At 43.9% G+C, this 25856-nt stretch carries 22 protein-coding genes and 2 pseudogenes; 9 read left to right on the forward strand and 15 right to left on the reverse strand.

Annotated elements, in window-relative coordinates:
• The first annotated feature begins 16 nt into the window (after positions 1-16).
• Positions 17-367 carry a hypothetical protein gene (locus FS373_RS08020; RefSeq protein ID WP_227992611.1) on the forward strand — a complete coding sequence of 117 codons (351 nt, stop codon included), beginning with the start codon at positions 17-19 and terminating at the stop codon, positions 365-367.
• A gap of 224 nt (positions 368-591) precedes the next feature.
• Here the strand turns inward: FS373_RS08020 and FS373_RS08025 are convergent, their stop codons facing one another.
• The 6 genes and pseudogenes from FS373_RS08025 to FS373_RS31870 form a co-directional block, all read right to left on the reverse strand.
• A complete protein-coding gene (locus FS373_RS08025; RefSeq protein ID WP_144045525.1) occupies positions 592-1515 on the reverse strand; it encodes a hypothetical protein in 924 nt (307 codons plus the stop codon).
• Positions 1505-2062 carry a sigma-70 family RNA polymerase sigma factor gene (locus FS373_RS08030; protein WP_152829324.1) on the reverse strand — a complete coding sequence of 186 codons (558 nt, stop codon included), beginning with the start codon at positions 2060-2062 and terminating at the stop codon, positions 1505-1507. Before FS373_RS08030 ends, FS373_RS08025 begins: the two co-directional genes overlap by 11 nt.
• A gap of 434 nt (positions 2063-2496) precedes the next feature.
• Positions 2497-4554, reverse strand: a complete 2058-nt coding sequence (locus FS373_RS08035; protein WP_152829234.1) for a vWA domain-containing protein — start codon at positions 4552-4554, stop codon at positions 2497-2499.
• A gap of 178 nt (positions 4555-4732) precedes the next feature.
• A complete protein-coding gene (gene purE, locus FS373_RS08040) occupies positions 4733-5242 on the reverse strand; it encodes a 5-(carboxyamino)imidazole ribonucleotide mutase (protein WP_144045523.1) in 510 nt (169 codons plus the stop codon).
• A gap of 577 nt (positions 5243-5819) precedes the next feature.
• A complete protein-coding gene (locus FS373_RS08045; protein ID WP_144045522.1) occupies positions 5820-6848 on the reverse strand; it encodes a transposase in 1029 nt (342 codons plus the stop codon).
• Between the two features lie 680 nt (positions 6849-7528).
• Positions 7529-8474 (reverse strand): annotated as a pseudogene (locus FS373_RS31870) (transposase).
• 296 nt (positions 8475-8770) lie between these two features.
• On the opposite strand from FS373_RS31870, the gene FS373_RS08065 reads away from it, so the two are divergent.
• The 5 genes and pseudogenes from FS373_RS08065 to FS373_RS08085 all read left to right on the forward strand — a co-directional run.
• Positions 8771-9706 (forward strand): patatin-like phospholipase family protein, encoded by a 936-nt coding sequence (locus FS373_RS08065; protein WP_144045520.1) that lies wholly within the window; start codon positions 8771-8773, stop codon positions 9704-9706.
• 306 nt (positions 9707-10012) lie between these two features.
• Positions 10013-10390: a helix-turn-helix transcriptional regulator gene (locus tag FS373_RS08070; RefSeq protein WP_144045519.1), complete on the forward strand. Its 378-nt coding sequence runs from the start codon at positions 10013-10015 to the stop codon at positions 10388-10390.
• Positions 10391-10560: 170 nt separating this feature from the next.
• Entirely contained in the window at positions 10561-10875 is a 315-nt protein-coding gene (locus FS373_RS08075; RefSeq protein WP_144045518.1) for a hypothetical protein, read from the forward strand.
• Positions 10876-11117: 242 nt separating this feature from the next.
• Complete coding sequence (locus FS373_RS08080; RefSeq protein WP_152829236.1) at positions 11118-13052, forward strand: B12-binding domain-containing radical SAM protein; 1935 nt, start codon at positions 11118-11120, stop codon at positions 13050-13052.
• A gap of 357 nt (positions 13053-13409) precedes the next feature.
• Positions 13410-13796 (forward strand): annotated as a pseudogene (locus tag FS373_RS08085) (hypothetical protein); the annotation flags it as partial.
• Between the two features lie 550 nt (positions 13797-14346).
• On the opposite strand, the gene FS373_RS08095 reads toward FS373_RS08085, so the two are convergent.
• From FS373_RS08095 to FS373_RS08125, 7 genes are all read right to left on the reverse strand, one after another.
• Complete coding sequence (locus FS373_RS08095; RefSeq protein ID WP_144045517.1) at positions 14347-14766, reverse strand: VOC family protein; 420 nt, start codon at positions 14764-14766, stop codon at positions 14347-14349.
• Between the two features lie 209 nt (positions 14767-14975).
• Positions 14976-15920, reverse strand: a complete 945-nt coding sequence (gene rho, locus FS373_RS08100) for a transcription termination factor Rho (protein WP_144045516.1) — start codon at positions 15918-15920, stop codon at positions 14976-14978.
• A 121-nt stretch (positions 15921-16041) separates the two neighbouring features.
• The gene (locus tag FS373_RS08105; protein WP_144048880.1) at positions 16042-16659 is read right to left on the reverse strand and encodes a hypothetical protein; all 618 of its coding nucleotides are present in this window, start codon (positions 16657-16659) and stop codon (positions 16042-16044) included.
• 128 nt (positions 16660-16787) lie between these two features.
• On the reverse strand, positions 16788-17183 hold the full coding sequence (locus tag FS373_RS08110; RefSeq protein ID WP_407695654.1) for a hypothetical protein: 396 nt from the start codon (positions 17181-17183) through the stop codon (positions 16788-16790).
• A gap of 129 nt (positions 17184-17312) precedes the next feature.
• Positions 17313-18920 carry a glutamate--cysteine ligase gene (gene gshA / locus FS373_RS08115; protein ID WP_144045514.1) on the reverse strand — a complete coding sequence of 536 codons (1608 nt, stop codon included), beginning with the start codon at positions 18918-18920 and terminating at the stop codon, positions 17313-17315.
• 200 nt (positions 18921-19120) lie between these two features.
• Complete coding sequence (locus FS373_RS08120) at positions 19121-21955, reverse strand: pitrilysin family protein (protein ID WP_322619467.1); 2835 nt, start codon at positions 21953-21955, stop codon at positions 19121-19123.
• A 91-nt stretch (positions 21956-22046) separates the two neighbouring features.
• The gene (locus FS373_RS08125; protein WP_152829238.1) at positions 22047-22469 is read right to left on the reverse strand and encodes a YqaA family protein; all 423 of its coding nucleotides are present in this window, start codon (positions 22467-22469) and stop codon (positions 22047-22049) included.
• A gap of 262 nt (positions 22470-22731) precedes the next feature.
• On the opposite strand from FS373_RS08125, the gene FS373_RS08130 reads away from it, so the two are divergent.
• The 3 genes from FS373_RS08130 to FS373_RS08140 all read left to right on the forward strand — a co-directional run bounded on the left by FS373_RS08130 (position 22732) and on the right by FS373_RS08140 (position 24908).
• Positions 22732-23988 (forward strand): dicarboxylate/amino acid:cation symporter, encoded by a 1257-nt coding sequence (locus FS373_RS08130; protein ID WP_144048879.1) that lies wholly within the window; start codon positions 22732-22734, stop codon positions 23986-23988.
• A 227-nt stretch (positions 23989-24215) separates the two neighbouring features.
• Positions 24216-24401, forward strand: a complete 186-nt coding sequence (locus FS373_RS08135; RefSeq protein WP_144045511.1) for a hypothetical protein — start codon at positions 24216-24218, stop codon at positions 24399-24401.
• 171 nt (positions 24402-24572) lie between these two features.
• Positions 24573-24908 (forward strand): PBPRA1643 family SWIM/SEC-C metal-binding motif protein, encoded by a 336-nt coding sequence (locus FS373_RS08140; protein ID WP_144045510.1) that lies wholly within the window; start codon positions 24573-24575, stop codon positions 24906-24908.
• Positions 24909-25023: 115 nt separating this feature from the next.
• Here the strand turns inward: FS373_RS08140 and FS373_RS08145 are convergent, their stop codons facing one another.
• Complete coding sequence (locus FS373_RS08145) at positions 25024-25221, reverse strand: hypothetical protein (RefSeq protein ID WP_144045509.1); 198 nt, start codon at positions 25219-25221, stop codon at positions 25024-25026.
• A gap of 274 nt (positions 25222-25495) precedes the next feature.
• A complete protein-coding gene (locus FS373_RS08150) occupies positions 25496-25678 on the reverse strand; it encodes a hypothetical protein (protein WP_144045508.1) in 183 nt (60 codons plus the stop codon).
• Positions 25679-25856: the final 178 nt, after the last annotated feature.

Genomic DNA, 25856 nt, shown 5'->3' on the forward strand with positions numbered 1-25856 from the left:
ATTCATTGATTAAAAGGTGAGCGTTCAGATGGGGGCTGAGGGTGATGATAACGTCAATTCTGCTTCAATATCCCAAGATATTGAAGCAGTTAACCACGGCCTCTCTACCCCTATAAGACAAGATCCTGTGATTGAGAAGTTACCAAAGACCTTAGCCAGTAGCTACTCAGATGAACAACTTCAGGGAATGCGTGTTGCACTCGGTGACCGAATCTGGGGCAAGCACTTTATCGACAATCGGGGAAACTTTGCCTTTCCATTCATCCTTTGGCGATTTTATTATGTCTTCTTACTGGGTCAAAACCACCGTTCCTACACCCGCCGAGAGAAACATGCCTCGATGCTGATGTTATCGGTCTTATTTTGAGCTTTATCATCATCAGTGTTTTATTTGGTCTACTTACCCTCTACATTCTCAAGTCCGCCATGGGAATAGATCTGTTAGAAGGCACCTCTTTGGGTATTTGAGACTGGTTTAAAGATGTTATTTAATGATTGAAGAAAAACCAATAGACAGCTAATGGATAACTGTCTATTGGTTATTAAATCACTTTTTCATATTCGCCATAGGAACATAAACCAGAACCTAAACTAGTGTTTTGCTATTTTAGACTGCAACTCACTCCACCTTTGATGCTGAGGGTGCTCTGACTCTTCGAGGTTTGGATACTGCTTGGCAATATTCTTAGCTAGCTTCTCTGCCTCATCCCACTGCTTAGAATCGATCAAGTTTTGCAGATGGTTCAATGCCTGCTTGGCGCTCACCACTGCCTCACGTTGTGGCACACTCTTGTTCGGTAACGCATGACTCGATAAAGACTTGGTCGACGGCATCTGGTTACTCGGCGCCTCGGCCCCTAACTTAGCTCTGTCATCAGGTCCATGGACTTCACCCATCTGTTTCATTTTCGGCTCGGCTGCCCCACCAAGTTGCTGATCCGATGCAGGCATCACACTCTGCGTCCTGGATGCTTGTCTGGACTCACTCTTCACATCGGAACTGTTATCTTCAAACTTAGCACCTTCAACAACATCAGCTTGTAACGACTCACGCTGCATAGCGGTACTTTTTGCTTCGAAACTAGCCCCTTCGACAACATCAGCCTGTAACGATTCAAGCTGTTCATCGAGCGGCTGGCTCATTTGCATCATCATGGGCATGGCATCATCGGATAGAATCTCTTGAGGGCTTTGAGGATTTAACATGATCACAGTCACCACCAGCATTACGGAGGCGGCCGACGATAATGCCCATCTATTCTTTCGCCAAAAACTATTCTCGACCCGCACCACATTGTCAGTGATCTTGTCGCCAGCTAATGGGGCTTCATGCTGACTGCTATCAACCGAAGCTTGATTGCTCACGGCGCTCGCCTCAGTAGCCATCTTGATGATGGCATCATCGAGTTCACAGCTAGGTTGCTCTTGGGCCTGCAACTTATACCAAGCCTGCAGTTCACTATCGAATTCCTGAGCCTGCTCAGTAGCAGGCTTATTGTTTTGATCATCTTTCATTTTGAACCTCCTGCCACTTATTCATCACACAGGTTTTCAGACCTTGGTTGGCATAGCGAATTCGACTCTTGGTCGCTTCGAGTGTCACGCCGACAATATCTGCGATGGCGCCGGCGGTAAAGCCCGCCTCCATATTCAGTAACAAGGCTTCTTTCTGCACCGTTGGCAATAATGCTATGCAACGCTTAAGCAGGCTAGCCTTGAAACTATCCTCCATCGCCCTGTCCGGTGACATTTCATCACTGGGCAGAAACGCTTCGCCGTCTTGCTCTTCGGTAAAGGTCTCGCTAAACAGGTCGACAGGTTTCACTGCCCTGACATGGTCGATAAGCAAGTTATGGGCAATCCGATAGAGCCAAGTCGTAAATTTAGCATCGGCCTGGTAACTGGCAGCAGACTTGATGATCCGCCCCCATGTCTCCTGATAGAGGTCTTCCGCTAGCTGCTTATCCCCTATCTGGCGGACAAAATAACGATACAAGCCACCCTTATGTTTTAGATAGAGAGTTTCAAATGCCGAGGTGTCTCCACTGGCATAGTTCAGCATTAAGCGCTGATCTATCTCCGCCTCTGTCGATTTATCTTGCCCTAACGCTTGTGCCACACACCTCTCCTGCTGAAACGCCTCTCCCTTAGGCCGTAAACCTATCGAGGGAGAGACTATAGATAGACTAGTCATGGAAAGTTTGCACGCCCTGAACCCCTTTGTCTATCTCAAGCTGGTATTCGGGAGAGTTCATATCAGTTCCATTAAGTAAGTGATCATTCAGCGGGAGTTAAAAACGCTGTAGGCAAGTAAGGGGATTGAAGCTAATAGTTATTCTATATCGAAAACCACTTGCGCTGCATAAAGTGTTTTTAAACCCGCACTACGTGAGCTTCTCAGGACTTCTACTTCTGTGTTGCATTGCCTCAAAAGGGAATAACCATTTCCTCAACAATGCGCCGTGAATTCAAAGCCCTGAGAGAGCTCTGAATTAATCATAAACTTAATGGAATTGGTATTATATGTGGCGCTATGTATTTAGGTTGAACTTCGACCTTAGATTTAGGCATAGGTTTTATGGGGTGAATGATACTCGACATGTTTTCTCCCTCAACAACAGCCTCTTGCCCTGCCAACAGGCGAGCTGTCTTAGCTAGCTGCACAAACTCATGACGATAGCCGAACGCGTCTTGGCCCATTGCAGAATTAGCTAAGTCGATCACCTTGGAATAGCTCAAGTCGTGGGTATAGAGATTCTGATTAATCAATTGCCCCAGTCCGGCAACTGCGGCGGAAAATCTATAGTCATCGCTCGCCTGGGCTAAGCTCTTAACCCCTGAGTCTCGGCGAATCGCATATGAGATCAAGCGGCTGCTATCTTCCCCTATGGGTTTATATCGCAACTTCAGAAAGGCTATCTCATCCCGGCTATATTTCTCCGTGCCAGTGGCATCATCATAACCATATCTGAGTTTGTCGTTGGCCTGGTTGGGACTATCGACATAGCTTATCTCATAGAGTGCGGTGACCCTGTGACCAGCCCCAATCTCGCCGGCATCCACCTTGTCATTATTAAAATCTTCACGATTAAGGGCTCGGTTCTCATAGCCTATCAAACGATATTCGGCGACGATTGCCGGATTAAACTCCACTTGAATCTTCACATCTTTGGCTATGGTCAACAGGGTCGAACTCAGCTCATCCACCAGCACCTTACGCGCCTCATTGAGCGTATCTATGTAGGCATAATGACCATTACCCTTATCGGCAAGTTGTTCCATCAAATGATCGTTATAATTTCCTTGGCCGAAACCTAAGGTCGTTAGGGCTATGCCTTTGTCACGTTTGGCTGCTATCAGGTCCATCAAGGCCTGATGATCTGTGGTGCCGACATTAAAATCTCCGTCGGTAGCCAAGATCACCCGATTGACGCCACCTTGGATGAAATGTTTCTGCGCAAGTCGATAGGCCTGCTGGATCCCGGCGCCGCCATTAGTTGAGCCCCCTGCCTTGAGGCTATTCAATGCCTGATTAATCGCCTGAGTGTCATTGCCTTTTACCCCATCGAGTACCACACCCGATGCGCCAGCATAGACAACGATGGAGACATGGTCTTGCTCACTCAGTTGCTGGGATAACATCTTCAATGATGTCTTTAACAAAGGTAATTTATCTTGCGAGTTCATCGAGCCAGAGACATCGAGCAGAAAGACTAAATTGCTCGCCCCTAGCTGGGACTTATCGACCTCATATCCCTTGAGGCCAATCCTGAGCAACATCTTATGCTCATTGTAAGGAGACGGTGCCAGCTCGGTATTAACACTGAATGGCTGCTCGACTGTTGAAGGAGTAGAATATTGATAATTAAAATAATTGATCATCTCCTCGACTCTAACCGTGCCCTTCTCTGGCAGGCGTCCCTGATTGATCCAGCGCCTCAGTGTCGTATAACTACCAGTATCGGTATCGATTGAGAAGGTGGATACCGGGATCTCCCCCGCCACCATGATGCCATTGGCAGTGTGCCTCGAAAAATTATCCCTGTTGCTAGCTTCTCTAAACGGCGGCAAACCCGGAGCACTCATCTGCCCCATGATATGATTGCGACTTAAGGATTTCATCTTAATCATACGCTCACTGGCCTGTTTGCCTGCCCCGTAGATACCACTCGATATAGAGATAGACATATCGGCAGATTTATCATCATCTGTGCTGACTTGCTCGGCCAGTGCTCGATGGCCAATCATGGCATCATTGGCTTGTACTCTTATAGGCTGGCTCTGAGGATTAATTCCTTCAGGCGTATTCTGGTCAGCTTGGGCTATCTCTTGCTTAGGCACAGCGAGTTGCTGCTCCTTTACCTCTTCTTGCAGCTGATGCTCCGTCGCTGCTGCGCTGTCTTTTTCTGCATCACTCTGCTGACCGCCACAGGCAGTCAAGGCCAATAGTAGGGAAACCGAAATGAGTGATAATTGAAACCCTTTCACTCTTTTCATTTTAGTGAGTTGCTGAACTGCAGAATGAGAGGTTGAATCTGCTTTCAAATGAGTCATGACCCTGTCCTTTTGTCTGTTGATAAACTTATAAACGAAGACAAAAGCAAAAAGGGTTATTTTAGAAATGATATTAGAGGGGACCGATTTATAAACATAAAAAAACGCCACTCAGCCTTGAGGCTCAGCGGCGTTTCGTCAAACTATACAGACAAGCGCTTAGCGCTTTCTGAAAAGCTTATAAATTAGCGAGTTTCTCTTGCAGCTTAGCATCTTTAGCTTCAACAACAGCGGCAGATCTGGCACGTTCCTCTTTTACTGCTACAGCCAAAGCATCATCAGCCACGGCTAAGATTTGCGCGGCTAAGTAACCCGCATTCTTAGCACCTGCACTGCCGATAGCCACAGTGGCTACTGGTACGCCGCCAGGCATCATCACAGTAGAAAGCAGAGCATCATGACCTTGAAGTGGACCACAGTCCACTGGGACTCCAATCACAGGACGAGTGGTGATACCAGCAACTGCACCGGCTAAGTGAGCAGCCAGACCGGCGGCACAGATGAAGACCTTACAACCACGTTCTTCTGCATCATGCACATAGGCGTGAGTCGCAGCGGGAGTACGGTGAGCCGATGTCACCTTAGCTTCGAATCGAATACCAAAGCCCTTAAGCACATCTAGGGTGGCTTGCATGGTTGGTAAATCAGAATCAGATCCCATCAAGACTGCAACAAATGGTTTGCTCATTTTTAATCCTTATGTAGGGTATAGCTTAGAATTACTTATAATTTATGGCGCATTATAATGGAATAACGCCCCGATTGCTTGATTCCAGCAACGGCTCCCCCAAGCCAAGGGCTAATTATCACCTAGCTTGATCCACACTGCAAATAACTAATCCCTACAGACTAATAACAAAAACACCGTTTTGTGTAGCAAACAATTCTTGTCGGATAACAAGTTGCAAGTATCTTTTTTGGGTTGGGTTCATTAAGCTGGTTTGGTGTTTGGCTAACTTCATGAATGCCATAAGTTCATTCTAATCTATAGCCTGCGGCTCGCTTAACATGTAAACACTTCTACGAGGCGCCGTGAACACTTCCCTGTGGGCTCTGCCAAAACGTCCTTGTTTCGGAAGCTCGCAGCCCCGTTCACACCTGATTATTTATCTCTTCGAACTAGAGTTTTTTGGTTGTAACTCACTTTTTGACATAAACGTGCAAGAGCATCGAGTCTAATTAAACTGACATTGATTAGAAAAATTATCTTGGTTTATTCGAAATCCCTAATTATCACCAAGCCTTTGTAGATAATTTATATACGACTAAGGCGAGGGGTGAAGTGCATTACTGCTGGCTTTACCTTTACACCATAGCCCACAGTTATGTTGCTTTTTGAAAGCACACATAGCATCCCAACGACCACTAATACCACTGTATTGGCGGCGAAACTCTTTTGCTGAGGTTATCCAGGCATCGGATGATATACCAAGTTCATCAAGTAATTTAGGGCGACTTGAGTCGATGAAACCTCTTTTGTCTGGCCTAATTGCTCTGCCAGTCCAATCGATAAGTTGTAAATAATCACAGAAATGAAATGGGACGCCTGATTGAGTCGCTAAATGAGCTGCACCATCAAATTGGGCAAGGGGTTTGAGTCGCTCACTCGAGATTAGTTCTGATTCATCATTTGGTTTAGTGTCTTTATCTGGTGTATTGAGCTCGTTAATGCGCTCCTGAATAGACGTATAATCAGAAGCTTGAAGTGTGTTGGCAATTCCCGCTCTAATAGGATTTAAATCAACATACATCATGCAGGCTAATAGTGCTTGCTCATCAAGTAAAGCTTGTGACTTAAAGCGCCCCTCCCAGAAAGCCCCTTTACATCCATCCTCACGATTGGCCCTACGCGCTATCTCTTCATTGAGGCACCTCATAAACCAAGAGATACTGGATAGACGTTCGTGCCACTCAGCCAATAACCCATCAAGTAGTAAACGCTCCCCCTCGATTAAGGTCTCTCCATTCATAAATTTAGTCGCTACATCATGCCCTTTTGTCACCTTACACCATCGACTAATAACCTGACGGTTACTCAATGACTTGGCTTTGTCGGTATCGATTTTAAGGACTAAATGATAGTGATTATTCATCACCGCATAGGCACAAACATCAATACAAAAAATAGCAGATAGAGCCTTAACTTTATCGACAATCCAGCCGCGTCTATGCTCATAGCTTTTAGCTGTGAGTTTATCCTCTCCGCACAAAAAAGCCCTTCTAACACAACGATTTATTATGTGATAAAACGGAGTCGATTCTGCATCGATAAGGATTCTTCGAGCTGAAGTCATAATCGTTATCCTGAACAAAACTAAGTTGAGGTAACTTAAAGGTTAGTAGAGGGGATGAGCTAAAGCACAAAAGATATGGCTGTCCCGTCTTTTTTCTCCCGTCTTTTTTCTTAGGATTAGTCCCAACAATAAACCCATTACTTCCTGTCGTTACTGCCATTCTATGGGTTTGACCGCCAAAGCCAACTTCATATATTGGTCTTCCAGTTCCCTTACCTTGATAGCCCACAACCTTACCTCTGGTTACCGCAGCCATGACAGCTTGAGGGATTTGAGATTGACTTATACCACGATTGGCAAAGTCGGCTCCGTGTCTCTGCACCATGTGTTGCAACCCTGCGCCCGAATTACCAGATTCAAGAAACATTATTTTACCGTCTGCATTCTTCCCTATTTGGACTATGTTCGCGGGGTTGTGTTTGATGCCTTGTTGAGTAAGTTGCGCTGTTAGAGATGTGGACAGAATAACTAAGACATCCATTCTTATTTAAATTTAGTTGCAATGTCTCATCATGAGGTGACTTCATTGAAAACTTTAGTATCGGTTTCAATGAAGCAATGTCTTCTCACTCATTAAACAATCATCTGTAAAGTATTGGCTATTTCGTTGAAATGCAAATACAAAGAAAACCAAACAGCAGTCCGGTTAGTGGTATTTCTATCGTAATTTGTAGCTGTTGTTATGCACTATCTAGCCATCGGTGGCAGTTGGCTGCACCTTGCCTTCGTTTACCCTCTAAATGTTCACAATATGCATCAAGTTCTTGAAGCGTCCCAACGGGACCTTTAAATAGTTTAGTAAACTCAATTGTTTTGAGCGTTGGCTAATCGCTCCACGCTTATCATCTCTAATGATGCGTCCTGTATCATCAAGGAGTTGTAAATAGTCTTTGGTATCAAATATCAAGCCTTTTGGCATATCTTTATTCTCATTTCCCATAAAGGGTAGCAGTGATGTAGGTTGCTCACCTTTCATGGCTGCTTGGATGCGTTTTTTAATACTGGTAAAATCAGAAGTATCTGGTGTCTTGGCTATTTTGGCTCGAATAGGATTGAGGTCTACGTAGGCCATACAGGCCAATACTGCAGTTTCATCTAGCAGTGCTTGAGACTTGAATCTTCCTTCCCAAAATCGGCCTTTACAATTGTCCTCAGTATTAGCTTTACGGGCGATAGGCTCGTTCAATGCTCGCATAAACCACGAGATATCCATTAGTCTTAGTCAATACTCTTTTGCCCGTTTATTGATGATAACCTGTTGATAGGACTCAAGTGGTTCACCTTCAACAAAGTCATGATTAAGGCTATCGCCTTTGAAAAGCTTTTGCCATTGAGCCACCACATCCCTATCAGACCAGTTTCGAACCAATTCATCATCGACCCGTAGTACGAGATGCAGATGATTACTCATTACGGCATAAGCACAAATATCGATAGCGAACACTGAAGCCAATTCTAACAATCGACTTTCAACCCAATCACGCCTATGCTCATAGGATTGACCTGTATAATGATCGACTCCACACAGAAAAACCTTTCTAACACAACGAGATATACAGTGATTAAATGGACCGACTCTTAAATAGAGAGTTCCAAACTTACTAATGCTTTCCTTGGTGTCGGCATAACCAATCCTCCTCAAAAACTCTTACCTAAGCTTAGTTAAGGGAGCTGGCTCTGACAATTTTGGGTGTTTTAGTTATCTTACAGAGCGTGCCATTAACCATGTCTGTCCTTATTTATTACTCAGCTATTCTTTGGTTGAAAATCATTCAAAGCATGCTCTCACCCTGCCTTGATATATAGTCAATTCATAATTAGCATAAATAAAATTTAATTAAAGTATAAATTAATTCAAATATTTATAATGTTGGTACAAGTATACTATTTATGCCTTTGATACAGTAAGTAAAAGGCTAAAAATGAAAGGGAAACATATATCATGCGCAGTTAATAACGTGGATGCACTATCTCACTTACCAGTACACTCTCAAAAAGTAGCATTAGTGACTGAAGGGGGAGGGCAACGTGGTATTTTTACTGCGGGGGTTCTAGATGCGTTCTTGGAGGCAAAGTTTTGCCCCTTTTCGTTAATGATAGGAACATCAGCAGGTTCACTTAATTTGGCGTCATATCTGTGCGGTCAAAGTAAGCATGCTTATGATGTAATCACTAAAGCGACCACTACTAATCATTTTTTTGATTTAACTAGATTTTTATCAGGTAAAGAAGGTTTAGATCTAGACTGGTTATTAAAAGAGATGCAAACAAAAATACCTCTGAATTGGCTGCAGGCTCGTGAAAGAATGCGCTCATGTACAGTGCTTGCTTGCGCTAGCCATGTAGATACTCATAGGCCATTTTATTTTGATCTATACGATGATAATTGGCAAACATCTTTACAGGCATCATGTTCAATTCCTGCATTACGAAAACAGCCAGTTTTAAACCAAAAACAGTATTGGATAGATGGGGGTTTAGGTGCACCTATTCCAGTTCAAGAGGCCTATAAGCGCGGGTATAAGGATATTGTTGTGATCCGTACTGTTCCGATCACAACTAAGTTCAATCATTGCTGGATGTCAATCCTAACTAAATCACTCGGGAGGAGTAAGCTTTCAAATTTAATTAGTTTGCTACTTGAACATGAAGAGAATTATCGGCGAACTCAATCCTTTCTAAACTCTCCACCAAGTGATGTAACTATTTATGAGATCTACCCCAAAAATGACCTACGCTCTAAATTAATTGGCAGTAGTAAGCATTCACTGGAAAGTGATTATGAACTCGGTTATCGTTCAGGCCGCTACTTTAAGGAAACTCTAGGTAAAAAACTTTTCAAACTAAATAACCAATAACCAATAACCAATAACCAATAAATAACAGAATATATATACAATAATAGATAGCATTATAACTTGCTAATCATCATCCTAAAGTTAGTACAGCATAATAGCTAAACGTAAGGAAATAAATATAAGAAAGTAACTTAAAAAGAATACACTTCACATAAAGTCAATTTATAAGAATGCTGCAACATTCCATCTTGACCAATCAAATAAAAGTCTGTTAGAGCAAACACATAGATTAAACCTATGGGTTAGAAATAATCTTCAGGGTAGATTTAATTTAACGGTAACACTTTCAATAATTAGGACGTAACGATGAAGATAGAAACAGAACTGTTAGATAGAGCTGAAGAACTTATAAAAAAATACGGCGCGTTAAATATTAGTATGGCAGAGGTACATCTTGGCGTGTGTTCATCAAGCCACATGTTCAGGATTTTTAAAAATAAGAATTCATTACTTGCAAGACTTTGTGTAAGAGAGATGATGAGCAATGTCGAAAAAATAAAGTCTGATGCTCCTGACTATATGAGTAGACATTTCAAGGTTGTAACTGACCCTTTTATTTACGATTATTTATCCATACAAGATAAATATATGGTTAAGTACTATTTAAATATCTTCCTATCTAAACTAAGAAAAAGTAATTTAGCTGGAGTAATAGGTTTCAAGCAAGCTTATGACGTTCAATAGTTTTATATAGAGTTATTCACACGCATCCCACAATAGTTATAGAAGATGTTTACTTATACGCATAAAAAACAACAGCCTAAGTAAATGTAACCCAATCTAAATTAAATTTAGTGATACCTATGCATAAATTTTCACATTCCCTATTAAACATATCTAATTGAGGTGTATTCATGTCAATAATTACCAGCTTAATGGCTGCTAGAGTCTATTCTGATTGCAAAATTCACGCCCTTAGTGAACAGCAAGCATCATTAGTTGCGAGTATCATAATAGCTCAAAGACACAATAATGGTATAAAAGGTGTACCGAACTCTCTATCAAATTTAAATAAAGATGAACTTTTTTTAGTTCAATTACAAGTTTGTAAATTCTTTAAATCTAATTGCCATGTTGAAATTTATGACAATATTAAAGACCCAAGTCATATTGAAATTGCAGCCGAACTACTAGTTGAGTCAATTTCAATATCCATTTTATACACATAAAACTCCAAACGAAGAAGTAAATAATCCAATGTAGTTGAATCCGCTCAGACTGCTCTGAAACCTGCACTTTGAAGTAGAATGGGTATCGTTCATTTGTTAGAATCCCCCTAATTTTTATGGCAACAATCCTGACATAGGGGCTTGCTGCCACACTCTGCTTGATTCTGAAGGTTTCGTACTGACTGTTTCGAACCGTTCATTTTCACACAGAGTATTCAGATTTTACGATTTAAAGGCAGGTTATGACCGTTCTTCTAATGACTCCACCTATGACCCAACTGAATACGCCCTACCCGGCAACAGCGTATTTAACTGGTTTTTTACGCTCTCGAGGCTATGAGGCGGTTCAGCGAGATCCTGCTATTGAGCTTTTCCTAGAAATGATGACAGCGCCTGCGCTGGAGATTATTCGTCAGCATGTGGAAGAAAACTTCGAGCACTTTGAAGACAATGAGCTGCCTGATGTGATCTTTAGTTTTCTGGCTGAGTTTGACCGTTACCACCAGACAGTTGAGCTTGCTATTCGCTTTTTGCAGGGCAAAGATCCAAGCCTTGCACTGCGTATTAACTCCCGTCGTTTTTTACCAGAAGGCCCGGCGTTTGACACTATTGCTCAGATGGAAGCGGTATCCGGCGATGTGATGCAAGCGGCCTTTGGTAATCTAGGCGTACAAGATAAAGCCAAATATCTAGCAACCCTGTTTATTAATGATCTGTCTCAGGTCATTACTCAGGGGGTTGATCCCTACTTTGAAGTGAGCCGTTATGGCGAGAAATTAGCGGCAGCCAACCCAAGCTTTGACAACCTCTACGATACCTTGATGGGCGAACCTAGTTTCAGCTCGGAAATTTTGGAACAATTGGTCGAGCAGTATCTGGAAGAAACTCAGCCTAGCGTAGTCGCGTTAACCGTGCCTTTCCCCGGAAATATGCTAGGAGCCTTACGTATTGCGCAAACTTGTAAAGCCATCAATCCTGATATTCCCATCGTAATGGGCGGTGGTTTTATCAATACCGAGCTGCGCGCACTGAAGGACCCTCGAGTATTTGAGTTTGTCGATTTTATCTGTCTCGACGACGGCGAACGTCCTTTTATCACGCTGCTGGAATACTTTGAAGGACAACGTGAGATAGACTCCCTGATGCGCACCTTTTTCCTCGCAGAGGATGAAAATGGCCAAGCATACGTACACTTCAATGAAAATGCGCAGCTCCACGATATCCCACAAACCGATGTCGGTGCACCGATATACGATGGCCTGCCATTGGGGGAATACCTGTCTTTGTGTGAAATGCTCAATCCGATGCACCGCATTTGGAGCGATGGACGCTGGAATAAACTGACCATAGCTCATGGTTGTTATTGGCGTAAATGCAGCTTTTGCGATGTCAGTCTGGACTATATCGACCGCTACGACACCGCTGGAGCCGATATTCTGGTGGATAGAATCGAACAACTCATCGAAGAAACCGGACAGACAGGTTTCCATTTCGTCGATGAAGCCCTACCGCCAAAGACGTTGTTTGCGCTAGCAAAACGGCTAATTGAACGCGGTGTAGTGATCAGCTGGTGGGGCAATATCCGTTTTGAGAGGACGTTTAGCCAAGCCCGTTGCCAGTTGCTGGCGGATTCTGGTTGTATAGCTGTTAGCGGCGGTCTTGAGGTGGCATCAGATCGTCTATTGAAACTGATGAAAAAAGGCGTGAGTGTTGAGCGGGTCGGCCACGTAACCAAAGCCTTCAGTGAAGCAGGTATATTAGTTCACGCCTATTTGATGTATGGCTTTCCAACACAAACCGAGCAAGAAACCATCGATTCGCTGGAAATGGTGCGTCAGATGATGGAGCAAGGTTGTTTCCAGTCCGCCTACTGGCACCGTTTTGTGGCCACGGTTCACAGTCCTATAGGCATGAACCCTGAGAAGTTTGGCATCACGCTTGCCGAGCGCCCTGAGATCTTATTCGCTGAAAACGATGTGGACTTCACCGATCCAACCGGCACGGATCATGAAATGCTTGGGGTCGGGCTTCGTATGGCGATCTACAATTATATGCACGGTATTGGCTTTGAGCAGCCGATGAGCTTCTGGTTTAAACAGCCTGTTGCACGCACTCAGATGAAAAAAGACCTGATATCAAAAGCGGTTAACAATCTAATCGCCAGCTGTGAAGGATAATTAGACTCAGGCGAATACCAATAGATTTAATCTATAAAAAGGCCACTTTCTTGTAAATCAGTCAGTATAGATGCAGCTGCGGGCTTCCCAAAAAGGGTGAGGTATCACGAAGTTATACTCTCCGAACGAAAGGCAGGGATGCCGAACTGGCCGTTAAACAAGGACGTTGTTTGATTTGGTAGAGCCCACAGGGGCTGTACTCGAATGATATCCTATCTAAAAGCCAGTTCGGCAAAATATGTCCAAATAACCAAGACACCCAGGATTGTCACTTGCCTGTATGGCCTCCCTTGTTCAAAGTAGAAGTGCACCACTCTCCACCAAGAGATAGGCTATCCGCGCTAAAATGGCTACTACACTTCAAATTTCACTAGCATTAAACTGCGTATCAAGGCAACGATACAAGGTGAGCAGCCAACATCACTGCAGCCCTTTGTCGGCAACGAGCATAAAGCAATGCCTAAAGGACTCATGTTCAGTGCTAAAGATTATCTGCAACTTGTTGATGATACAGGGCGAATAGTCAGAGCTGACAAGCGAGGCTCTATGAGTCAAGAGTCGGCTAATATTTTAAATAGACTTAATATCCCGCAAGAAAACAGGATAAAGCTGACCACAGAGTTTACCAAGATTTTCAAAGAGCCCGTGGGCAACACCCAAGAGTTAACTGTCTACTGTGAACATCTTGACCGCAAACGTAAGCAAGGGGCTGCCAACTGTCATCGATGGCTAGATAGCGCTTAATCAAGACCCTATATACCCAATTTAAAGTCATTTTTTCATACATAACCAAACCCTTGTTTGGGGTTTATGATGTTTTATTTTTAAGGAAATAGTCGATATTTCACTCATAACAGACTATTTGAGTATCGTTTGGTCTGTAATACCAATCGGTATAAAGGTGTGGTCACTCAGCAAGAGTTTAGCGCTTCAGAGGCAAGGCAACGAGTGAGGAACATAGTTATTCTACGTTTAAGTTCGTTAACGCCGTATCGGAAGTGCTAAAACTCGCCTTTCAGGAGTGTTTTTGGCAGCCTACTTCTGTGTTGAATGAGTTCAAAAGGGATCACCATTCCCTCACTCATCCACCTTGAATTATGCAGTCAAAAATAACTCTGAGTTGGCCACTTTCTTATACCGATTGGTATAAGTGGGCGGATTGATAAATCGAGGAGTTTATCTAGATGTGTTCGGCATTGACGATCTTGCTTAGAATAAGAATGGATGATGGGATGAACGCTCCCTAATTCGGCTCTGCTAAGTCCTTATAACTTGCCAATTATGAATGTCATGTTCAATCGACTTTGAACAATATTTTAGGATTAACCATGGTTTTCATTTCAAGAATATTGCCGTTCGGGTCTTCAATAAAAAAGGTTTCCTGTTCATATTTACTGTCTATAAAGCGACGATAAGGCTTGTCTAAATAGGCAATGCCAGCCGTTTCAATACGCTCTTTTAAGGCTTGAAACGCCCCATCAGGTAAATGTATACCAAAGTGGGGAACGAGGACGCTACCCATGTCCACTTCATGGCGTACTTTTGGCAAACGTTCTTCGCTTTGGTGTAAGGTCAATTCGTTGCCCCAAAAATCAATATCTACCCAATGGTCCTCCTCGCTATTGCCACTCTTACAGCCAAGTACATCGCAATAAAACTTTTTAGCCACATTTAAATCGCCCGCTGGAATGGCAAGATGAAAACAGTTGGTCATAAATGTCCCCTTGTTTTGTTTTATTTTAAACGCATGAATTAAATAGCTACTCTATTTTATAGAACACCAATCCATAGAACTCTACTTTAAAGCCAAATTTAATAAAAAGAGCTGCAATGCTTTGTTGCGCTGAGTAAAGACGCACGCGCTTTATATACCATATGTATGTTAAATAGAGGTTGAATTATTAATTGAATAAATTTAGCTAACTAACTATTCAACAGTTCAGCATTTGTTGGGTATTTCTCAAGTAACTCAACAAGTTTCCTAGCACCCTCTACAGGTTTAAGACCGGTAAGCGTCCTGCGCAACACGGTTACCTTTTCGAGCTCTTTCGAATTGAGCAGCAGTTCCTCACGACGCGTGCTGCTTTTAGCAATATCCAGCGCGGGAAAAATTCGTTGATTTGCAGCCTCACGCGATAAAACGACTTCCATATTACCCGTACCTTTAAACTCCTCAAATATCACCTGATCCATTCTGCTACCAGTATCAACCAGTATGGTTGCTAGAATGGTAAGCGAGCCACCATGCTCAATTTTTCTCGCTGCGCCAAACAATTTTCGTGGTATTTCCATCGCTCTAGCGTCAAGCCCGCCCGATAGGGTACGACCGCTGCTCCTTTGATTGGCATTATGTACTCGTGTCAGTCTTGTCAGAGAATCAATGACAATCATTACATCAAAGCCTTCACCTGCTTGCCGGCGAGCGACTTTAAGAAGGTCATTAGCTACACGAACGTGTTGGTCATAGTTTTCATCCGTGGATGAGGCGTATACTTGTGCCGGTACGCTGCGCTTAAAATCCGTCACCTCTTCGGGACGCTCATCAATGAGTAACGCATAAAGCTTTATTTCTGGATAAGCCTTCCCCACCGACTGACAAATATGTTTTAACAGGGTGGTTTTTCCGGAGCCTGGTGGAGCAACAATTAAACCTCGCTGCCCCATTCCTATTGGCGTGAACAGATCCATAGCTCGGGTGGAAAGTTGCTCAGAGCCTAATTCTAGGCGAATACACTGATGAGGATTGATGGCTACGCCATTTATAAAACGCTCTTGTGGGTCAACGTGAGGTACAACCTTGGCCACTTGCTCGACTTGTTTGGCGACCTTTTTTCTTTTCACATTCAAAGTTAATATTTTTCTTGTCATAATATCGGTTTATCAATAAAGGAATAAAGGTGTCAGAGCGAATAAGGTCAGATCTTGGCAGAACCAACAGGGATTTACAGAGCCAGGCTAGGAGGTTTCCCAACCCGACTAATATTTATTGCTAAGCGAAGAAGAGACGCCATAACCAGGAAGAGTCGAGATCTTCTTTACAGGTCTTATATTGTGCGGCGTAGCGCCTGGATCTGGCATCGACCTTAGCCGCAACCTTGATCAACCAGGCTTTCTGGTTATAGCTCTTTCGCTTATAACCACCCCAACCTTCGTGGTAATTCAGATACTGATTTCTGGCATCCCACTTAGAGACTCCGTTGATTTTATGAGTTTTATAGATAAACCAGCCCATAAAGTCCATGGCATCGTCGAAATTACTCCGACTTGACCAGGAGTTACCCGTCTCCCTGACGTAATCGTCCCAGGTCATGGTCTTAGCCTGAGCATAGCCATAGGCATCACTGGCGCGTCCAATGGGAATGAAGCCGAGAAAGTACTCCATAGGCGGCGCAGCATTGTGCTTAAAAGAGCTCTCCTGATACATCATGGCCAAGGGGACATGGACAGGCACACCCCACTTCTCTTGGGTTTTCTGTGCGGCGCTATACCAGTCGCGATTTTCCTGATAGATGGAGCATAAATTTTCAGGGTTTTCCGGCGGAGCCGTGGCGCAACCTGAGAGTAATAATGCCAAAAAAGCTGCTGTTAAAACCGAAAAGCCTTTCATAAGTGCGGATACCATGTGTAATGCTAAATTAAGTCATGAAACGAATCAAAACGTTAGTGTCACACCCTTAGGTTAAAGAAGCAATTATCCAAGCTCAAAAGTATCGAGTATTAACGTTATGTCACAGGTTACTTCACGGGTAATTCACACTCATGCGCTTCTTCAAGCCAGATCACCGGCTGCCAAAACCCAGAGTCATTGCCACGATAGCGTTTACCTGTATTAAATTTAGCCGCAAAATGATACCTGCGGTTAGCTTCGACTCTGATCACTAAGTCTTTAGGCGTCCTGGCAGCTAGCTTCACTTTCAGAGATGGCGCACTGATCAACTCGGCAAAGGTAAAGGTATGTTCACCGGGCGAGATCCGATAGTTTGGCTTAGAGATGACAGGCTTGCCGTCTAAATGAGTCACGACGGCTCTATAGAAATCTTGGCTTTGATCTGGATCGAGATAACCTGAGACTACACCACATCTAAGACCATCATCGGGCTGTGAGGCACAGCCCGAAAGCAACATAAACATGGAAAGTAGAACGAGTAATGGTTTCAAATCTTCACTCTCAACGAAAAGTTTTATCTAAGCCATCATTAAAATATCGACAGATAAGCTCAAACCATAGGCTAAAAAGTATTTAGCCTATGGTATTGCAACCTATGAAGGGATAGCGACCTGTTGTGCCGGTTTGTTCGATGTTTCATCTCGGAAATAATCTTCCAGAAAAGCCTCAAAACTTTGGCTAGACTCGGCCTCCATCTTAGCTTGCTTAGACAAGGAGTCTAACGCAGCCTGTTTGTATCGGGTGATGACTTGCTCTGGTAGTTCATATTCACTCAAATCTTTATAGTACTGCTTGGCTAAGCTCTTGACCCAGCAACCATGATCAATTTGACTCTCCAGCAAGTGCGACATGACCCTTCCAGAAAGGGTTAAATCAGGATCATTGACCGCAGCTAACCAGGTATCTAATGCCTGACGGTAATGATTTTCACCATCTTGATCCAATAGTTTGGCAATCGAAGTCAAAGATGAAAACATCTGCTTCATCCAATCGGTAAGGAGAACAGCGTGTCCATTATTGCTTAATTCCAGACCCGGCTTACGCCCTTCCATAATGACTCGGTTCAAGTTAGCGGATATTTCGGCTTCTTCATTCTCTCCCGATAAGGGGGAATCACTTAACAAACAATAGAGAAGGAACATGTCTAAGAAGCGTACCTGAGATGCTTCTATGCCTATCGCGCTGTATGGGTTGACATCCAGGGCTCGAACTTCAATATATTCCACTCCGGCTCGCGCCAGTGCCTGCGAAGGTTTTTCACCATCGAGAGTGACTCGCTTAGCCCGGATTGGCGAATAAAATTCATTCTCTATCTGCAGTACATTGGCATTAAGCTGCCTAAATTCTCCATCGACCTTAACGCCAATTTTCTCAAAATTAGACGAGGGCATGTTGATGGCATTTTGCATCCCTTGCAGAAACTGATCCAAAGAATCATAACTGATGCTTAAGCTGTCTTGCTCCTTATTGGTATAACCAAGGTCACTCATTCTCAATGAGGTGGCATAGGGAAGATACAAGGTCCCCTTGCCCATCTTCTCAAACTCGATGTCTGTCTGCTGGCCTTTAATGAACGAGCTACACAGGGCTGGGGAAGCGCCAAAAAGATAAGGCAACACCCAAACCATGCGTCGATAATTACGTATAAGTCCTAGGTAGGACTCAGAGATGAAATCGGTTTTGGAACTCTGCTGATCGCTTAAAAGGTACAACTTGTCCCAAAGCGGCTGAGATACGGAGAAGTTAAAATGAACCCCGGAGATAATCTGCATCTGAGCGCCGTATCGATAGGTTAATCCCTTACGATATAAGCGTTTCATCTGTCCTGAATTTGAATTGCCGTATTGAGCAATGGGAATTTCGCTCACATCACCGACATAACAGGGCATACTCACAGGCCATAAACCTTGTTGATTAAGATTTTGCACCGTAAATGCGTGGGTATAGGTCAGATCTTCCAGCAAGTCATCGATATCACTGAAAACAGGAGTGATAAATTCAAGCAAAGACTCACTATAATCTGTCGTTATCCTGGAATGAGTGAGCGCGGCACCTAGTTCTCTAGGGTGAGCATCTGTCGCCAGCTGACCTGACTCACTGATTCTTAATGCTTCGCGTTCTATACCGCGTTGCATCCCCTGTAGTGCTGCACGCCCCTCTGAGTCAGAGAGTTGTTCGATCGATGTATTGAAAGAGTTCAATATTTTATTCTCTAATTTTTGTCATCATTTAGGCTTGTCTGGATCAGACCCGCTAACAGTGCATTTTCTTTCATTAACACAATCGACGGTGGTTAACTCTCTCAGGCAAGTCATCTTTATCTAAGCCATAAAGCAGCGACATCCACTTCTAACGAGATGCCGCAACTTACTACCATTAGATATATGGCCTAATTCAGCGATTACAACTCTAAATCTTCCACCGGATAACCGAGTGCTTTAATATCCGCCTCGATCGACGCCTTATCACCCACGATTAATACCAGCATACTCTTAAGATCTAACTGTTTTCTAGCCAGCTGATTCAATTCATCTTTGCTGATTGAATTAGTGATCTTAGTTTGTTGCTTGGTGAAGTCAGCATCGAGCTGATAACGCTGTATGCGGCGCATGAAGCCCGCTTTTTGATAGGGCGTCTCATAATCCAGTGCATTTCCTTGAGAAACTGAGGCCCGCATAAATGCCAACTCCTCATCAGTCATTCCCGACTGGCTGTACTTGTTAATCTCATTGAAAAATTCCACCAGGGCCAGAGATGTCACATCCGTTCTCACGCTTGCCTGGGCTTCATAAACCCCCTGCTCAATGCCACCAGCAAAGTAACTACGGGCACCATAGGTATAACCTTTATCTTCGCGTAAGTTAAGGTTTATACGACTATTGAAGGCACCACCTAAGGGATAATTCATCAGATAAGATTTAAAGTACTCTCCCGTTGCATCATAGGGCAGCGCACGCTTACCAATTTTAATGACAGATTGCGCGGCGCCGGGCTTATCTAAAATATAGATCTTGCCCCCTTGGAGTTGAGGTAGATCTGCCAATTTAGGCAGAGGCGTAGCTTCGCCTTTCCAATGACTAAAGCCAGCTAACTTACCCATAATTTCGGATTCACTCAGATTACTCACCGCAATAATTTGTGCATTACCGGCTCGATACTGCTTTTGATAGAAAGCGTTAATATCATCTAAGGTTAACGAGGAAACAGACTCTAAGGTGCCGCTACTGCTCACCCCCAATGGGCTAGCACTGCCATACATCAAACTATCGAAAGCCGTATTGGCCAAAAAGTTAGGATCAGACATCATGTGCTGCAGACTCTGCAGTTGCTGCTGTTTCAGTCGGTCAAAATCTTCAGCCTTGAACGCCGGCTCAAATAATCGCTCCTGAGCAATAGCCAGTGTCTCATCGAGGCGTGAGGTCAGGCTCGAGATTTTCACATAACTCTGATAGGCACTGGAACCGAAGGTGACACTACTGCCTAGCATCTCTAATGCTTGAGCAAGCTCTTCTGAACTGCGTTTCTTACTCGACTCATTGAGCATGGCAGCGGTTAAGCCTGCAAGCCCCGCATCTTCGACCGGCACTAATCTATGACCGCCATTAAGATAGATGATGAGCTCGACCGTGGGCGTCTCCTCACTCTCTGTGCCCATCACCTGGATATTGTTAGCCAGTTTTCCAGTCCACAATTGGGGAACCTTAAGTACAGGTGCTGGTCCCGCAGCTGGCATTATGGTGCGATCGAAAGCCGAAACAATCTGCTTATGATCAGCCACCCCTTCTACCGCGGTGTTGGACACCGTTAGCTCTGGGGGCGTGAAAGTATCTTCATGGGCGATAAGCTGTTCTTGTCCCTCGGGAACCACGCTCATGACCACCATAGGTTTGTTCTTAATATATTTGTCGAATACCCGCATCACATCGGCCTTAGTCACGCTGGCGTAGCGCTTTAGATCCGATGAGATCATGTCGGGGTTACCGGAAAAAGTCTGGTTAAATGCTAAGGTAGAAACTTTACCCGATACGCTCTGCAAGCCAAAAATCGTCCCGGCTTCAAACTGCACTTTGACCTTCTCCAAGTCATCATCGGTAACACCACGCTGCTCAAATTCGGCAATGGATTGCTTCATTAGCTTCTCGATGTCGGCTAAATTACCTCCTTTAGCAGGATTAGCCAAAGCATACATAGAGAACTGACAAGCCAACTCCTGACAAGGGTGACTCACACCGGCCTGCACCGCATAGCCATCTTTAACCAGATTCTTGTAGAAGATTGAGGTCTTGCCGCCACCTAAGATATTAGACAGCAGATCTAGGGCAGCCTCATCCTGATGACGGGCGTAAACTGTTGGAAAGGCGATACGCAGCAATGGAAGATGAATCTTATCTTCCATTGAGATATAGCGAGTCTTATCTAAGGTCAATAAGTGCTTCTCATCGGCTTTAACTGCAGGACCTGCTGGGATCTCACCAAAATACGTGTTAACCCAAGCTAAAGTCTGAAATTCATCGAAATCTCCACCTATGGTGAGGGTGGCATTATTGGGGCCATACCAACGCTGGAAGAAGTGTTTCACGTCATCGAGATTGGCGCGTTCCAGATCATCCGGCCAGCCTATGACAGGCCAAGAATACTGATGACCTTGGGGATAAAAAGCTTGATTAAACTGCTCGCCCATTCGCCCGTATGGCTGATTATCGATGCGCTGTGCTCTCTCGTTCTTAACGGTCTCACGCTGAACTTCGAACTTCTCTTCCGTTAAAGCTGGCAAGAAGAATCCCATACGGTCAGACTCGAGCCAAAGCATCTTCTCAAGCTGGTTACTCGGCACAGTCTCGAAATAGTTTGTTCTGTCGGTATTGGTGGTGCCATTCAGTGTACCACCGGCCTCGGTGACGGTTTTGAAATGCTGTTCGTCGCCGACATGTTGTGATCCCTGAAACATCATGTGCTCAAATAGATGAGCGAAACCCGAACGGCCTTCAAACTCTCTGGCAGAGCCCACATGATAGGTCACATCCACATGGACTAAAGGATCTGAGTCGTCCTGATGGAGAATGACGATGAGTCCATTGGCAAGCTGATACTTCTTGTAAGGGATCCCAATCTCAGACTCGGCAACCTTAACCGTTTCTAACAAGGTCACTCCCGCAGGAAGATTGACTGGTGACTCTTGGCTGGCACACCCCGCTAAAGCAGCTGAGATGGCTATAGCTAATATCCATTTTTTCACTTTCAAATCCTTAATATCAAATTATCTGAAGTAACATTACCCAATCTAGAGCAGTCGCCGCGACCAATATAGAAGGTACACTTTTACCTGTCTATAACCAATGAAGTGCAAATGCGGCGACTAAAAAATAACGCACACTTTTACCTATTAATATCATCAGAGTCGATCTGAGTAAGGGAAGTTTCATCCACCCTGCTAATAAACACAATAGATCGCCGATAATCGGAGTCCAGGCTAACAATAGGGCCCAATATCCATATTTCTCGATGAGGGCAATAGAGCGCTTATATTTTCCTTTAGCCATCTCCTCCGGACTGCGGGCAAAACGACCTAAAGTCCCCAGATAATAACTGGTTATCGATCCTAATGTATTACCCACACTGGCAAGAATAACGAAAGCCAACCAGTTAGAACTGTCATCATTGAGTAATGCTACCAGTAAAATTTCTGATCCACCCGGTAACAAGGTTGCAGCAAGAAACGCCGCACTAAACATCAACCATAACTCTGTCATAAATGCTTACCTAATGAAAAAAAGCAATTTTTTGTGATAAACCCAGTGAAAAAAACCATGTTACTCAAGTGTTAACCTTTAAAGTTATTAAAACAAACTTAATTATCACAATAAGTTATAACGAAATCGGTTTGTTTTGCAAGCCACTCTGTCTATACAATGCAGCATCGGATAATTGTCTGATCTAATTTTGTTCTAAAAAGGCTTAGGCAAGTATTCAGCGCTTTTTTGAATGTTAATAATAAAAATCACTTGGAATTACATAATGTGGCAAACCATTAAACAGATCCCTTTTTGGCAGAAAGTCTTAGCAGGCTTTTTTTTAGGGGCAATGATAGGGGTGATCTTTGGCGAGTCAGCCACAGTACTTAAACCCTTAGGCGACCTCTTTATCGGCGCCATCAAGATGTTAGTGGCACCTTTGGTATTTTGTGCCATCGTTGTTAGCATCACAGCACTAGGCTCACAGGTGAGCTTGAAGCGTTTAAGTTTTAAAACGTTAGCCATGTTTATGTTTACCGGTACTTTAGCCTCCTTAATAGGCTTAACCGTAGGCTCGCTTATCGACATGGGCGGCAGCATGGATCTGGTTGCAACGGAAGTAAGAGAGCGTCATGTTCCCGGCTTTGTACAAGTATTGCTGGATATGATCCCGGTCAATCCTTTCGCCTCTCTGGCCGAAGGCAAGGTATTACAGATCATAGTGTTTGCGGCATTGATAGGCATAGCCATCAACAAGGTAGGCGAGAAGGCTGAGCCATTAAAACGCACCTTCGAAGCTGGTGCAGAAGTCATGTTCCAGCTGACCCGTATGGTCCTCCAATTGACTCCTATCGGTGTCTTTGGCTTGATGGCCTGGGTAGTGGGCGAATATGGCCTGTCTACCCTGTTGCCTTTAGGTAAGTTCATCGCCGCCATCTATATCGCAGCCTTTATCCATATCATCTTCGTCTATGGTGGCTTGATTAAATTTGTCGCTAAACTGAGTCCCCTCCAGTTTTTCCGTAAAGCCATGCCGGCACAAATTGTTGCATTTACCACAGCTTCCAGCTTCGGTACTCTACCGGCCAGTACACGCTGCACCGAGTCCATGGGTGTTTCGAAACGCTATGCCTCCTTCGTATTGCCTCTTGGCGCAACCATGAACATGGACGGTTGTGGTGGCATTTATCCTGCGATTGCAGCCATATTTATCGCACAAATCTACGGCATTTCACTGGATATGACCGATTACATGCTTATCGCAGTGACTGCAACAGTAGCCTCAGTAGGCACGGCAGGTGTACCAGGTAGTGCTATGGTGATGCTATCCGTGACTCTGGGTGTCGTCGGTTTACCATTAGAAGGCATCGCCTTCATCGCTGCCATCGATCGTATTATCGATATGATTAGAACCAGCACCAACGTCACTGGCGATATGATGACAGCTGTGGTCATAGGTAAGTCTGAAGGGCAACTTGATGAAGAGCAGTTCTACGCCGCAGAAGATGAGCCCCTAAAGCAAGAAGCAAGAAGCTAACACCTGCTAACCCTCAGTGTTAAAACAAGCCGCGATAGCGGCTTGTTTTCGAATAGCCTGTTCAAAATCCGTCTGCTGATATTAGAAGCAAAGGCAAAGCCCTTTATGCTATGTTAGATGTTCTAGAGATACGACTGAAAGATCAGATATTTAGTAGGATTGGTATTATACTTACCCCATCTTAATCTTGGCTTACAAGCCTGACTTGCAACACTGAAGGATACACAATGGCAAAAGTCTTTCTGCTCCCTATTTTTCTTTGTCTCTTATGGACACTTTTTTTGCATTTCAACGGTGTGCCCATTAAGCAAGGAAAGAAAGGTTTCATCTATATCATAGCCATTAGCGCGACGGTGATCCTCTCCCTGGGACTGTTACTCTGGGTGACTGCCGAGCAAAATATTCGCAGTTAATTTTCTGCTCTACACCCATAACCTTGTCTCATCAGTTTAGTATTTAGCGCCGTTTAACTGTCTAATAATCGCTATCGAATAGGGATTAATTGGAAATCTTGCCGCGTTTATAGTATAAGCTCACACAAATCTGCTTTATCTCATTTCTAACCGTTAACTCTGGAACAAATCATGTCAGATAAGTTTTTCTTCATGGGGCGTAAAACTCCAAAACCTAAGCACGAAAGCTATGGCTTTAACACTAAACGCACCCAAAAAGCTGGCACCAGTCAAAATCCACTGAGTCTATCCGTGGTTTCAGATGAGCGTAAATCAGAGGTAGAGGCCATTCTTGAGCAGCATGGGCTACTGGCGAACATAGAGGTCAATGCTGAGGGGGTTGAAGATATCATCGAGCTAGATGGCATCTTGAACAAGCCTGTCACGACTCGATTCGAGAAAACACCCAACAGGAATGATCCTTGCCCCTGTGGTAGCGGTAAGAAATATAAGAAGTGCTGTGGTTAGGACGTATTAACTACCGAGCAATGCAATAAAGCTACTGAACTCTCTGGGACAGTGGCTTTATTTTTATCGGTCAACTTATCGCTTTCTAAAACTATCGCATATGAATATTCCGCTTCTATTCTTTATTGACCAAGCTTTCTGAGATACACGTTAAGTGCATCTCTAATTCACCTTCCGTTGTAGGCATAGTGTCTAATTCAAATGATAGCGGGCTGCTACCGTTAAGCATGAATACCGCCGTCTCTCCATGGTCATAATGAAACCATTTCCCGTTGATACAAAGATCTGTATAGCAATTCGGCAATAACTCCATGGGTACACCTCTTATTGTTTTACGACATCTGGCTGCCGTCTGGTCATCTTTATTCGAGACTGTCTTAGCAACTAAAAGTTGTCACTGTGATTTGGATCACCTTTATAAGACCTCACATGACCTAGAGATGTCTTGATCTAAATCAAGCACGGATGCATTAGAGAATTTGAAATAAAATCACAGATAGATAAAACACTAAAAATCATTTTTCATCAGTTCACATTTAGATAGATACATCAGTTAAGAGGCGTTTTATAGCTGAATATATTAGGGGCTACAAAAAGGTTTTCATACCAGCATCTTTATCTTGCATACGTAAGGTTAGTCCTGTCGAAGACAGAGAAAGAATATCTCCCACAGGTCTATCTGAGTGATCTGTTAAGGTTACATTGAGCGGTGTTTGTACACGCCAACTACGATCGCTTCCATTGATGTCTATAATTTCTGGGGTACCCAAATTGGGCTTGAATTCCCCAAACTCATCAATATCTAGATGCAGTGGGATCCATAACTTATAACCTTATCCTTCGGCCAATAGTGATAAATTAGAATGTTGTAATATAGTGGCCAACCTATTGGGGATCTGCGTTTGAACCGAAAGAGTTCGAGAACTAACGGCGTCGGTTTGGGTCGGT

The sequence above is a fragment of the Shewanella sp. YLB-07 genome, assembly GCF_009377275.1.

What these genes read in the sequence shown, in the direction of transcription:
- FS373_RS08025 (WP_144045525.1), bottom strand. Translation starts at nt 1,515, where the DNA reads ATGAAAGATGATCAAAACAATAAGCCTGCTACTGAGCAGGCTCAGGAA.
- FS373_RS08030 (WP_152829324.1), bottom strand. Translation starts at nt 2,062, where the DNA reads ATGCTGAACTATGCCAGTGGAGACACCTCGGCATTTGAAACTCTCTAT.
- FS373_RS08035 (WP_152829234.1), bottom strand. Translation starts at nt 4,554, where the DNA reads ATGACTCATTTGAAAGCAGATTCAACCTCTCATTCTGCAGTTCAGCAA.
- purE (WP_144045523.1), bottom strand. Translation starts at nt 5,242, where the DNA reads ATGAGCAAACCATTTGTTGCAGTCTTGATGGGATCTGATTCTGATTTA.
- FS373_RS08045 (WP_144045522.1), bottom strand. Translation starts at nt 6,848, where the DNA reads ATGACTTCAGCTCGAAGAATCCTTATCGATGCAGAATCGACTCCGTTT.
- FS373_RS08065 (WP_144045520.1), top strand. Translation starts at nt 8,771, where the DNA reads ATGAAAGGGAAACATATATCATGCGCAGTTAATAACGTGGATGCACTA.
- FS373_RS08070 (WP_144045519.1), top strand. Translation starts at nt 10,013, where the DNA reads ATGAAGATAGAAACAGAACTGTTAGATAGAGCTGAAGAACTTATAAAA.
- FS373_RS08075 (WP_144045518.1), top strand. Translation starts at nt 10,561, where the DNA reads ATGTCAATAATTACCAGCTTAATGGCTGCTAGAGTCTATTCTGATTGC.
- FS373_RS08080 (WP_152829236.1), top strand. Translation starts at nt 11,118, where the DNA reads ATGACCGTTCTTCTAATGACTCCACCTATGACCCAACTGAATACGCCC.
- FS373_RS08095 (WP_144045517.1), bottom strand. Translation starts at nt 14,766, where the DNA reads ATGACCAACTGTTTTCATCTTGCCATTCCAGCGGGCGATTTAAATGTG.
- rho (WP_144045516.1), bottom strand. Translation starts at nt 15,920, where the DNA reads ATGACAAGAAAAATATTAACTTTGAATGTGAAAAGAAAAAAGGTCGCC.
- FS373_RS08105 (WP_144048880.1), bottom strand. Translation starts at nt 16,659, where the DNA reads ATGAAAGGCTTTTCGGTTTTAACAGCAGCTTTTTTGGCATTATTACTC.
- FS373_RS08110 (WP_407695654.1), bottom strand. Translation starts at nt 17,183, where the DNA reads ATGTTTATGTTGCTTTCGGGCTGTGCCTCACAGCCCGATGATGGTCTT.
- FS373_RS08125 (WP_152829238.1), bottom strand. Translation starts at nt 22,469, where the DNA reads ATGACAGAGTTATGGTTGATGTTTAGTGCGGCGTTTCTTGCTGCAACC.
- FS373_RS08135 (WP_144045511.1), top strand. Translation starts at nt 24,216, where the DNA reads ATGGCAAAAGTCTTTCTGCTCCCTATTTTTCTTTGTCTCTTATGGACA.
- FS373_RS08140 (WP_144045510.1), top strand. Translation starts at nt 24,573, where the DNA reads ATGTCAGATAAGTTTTTCTTCATGGGGCGTAAAACTCCAAAACCTAAG.
- FS373_RS08145 (WP_144045509.1), bottom strand. Translation starts at nt 25,221, where the DNA reads ATGGAGTTATTGCCGAATTGCTATACAGATCTTTGTATCAACGGGAAA.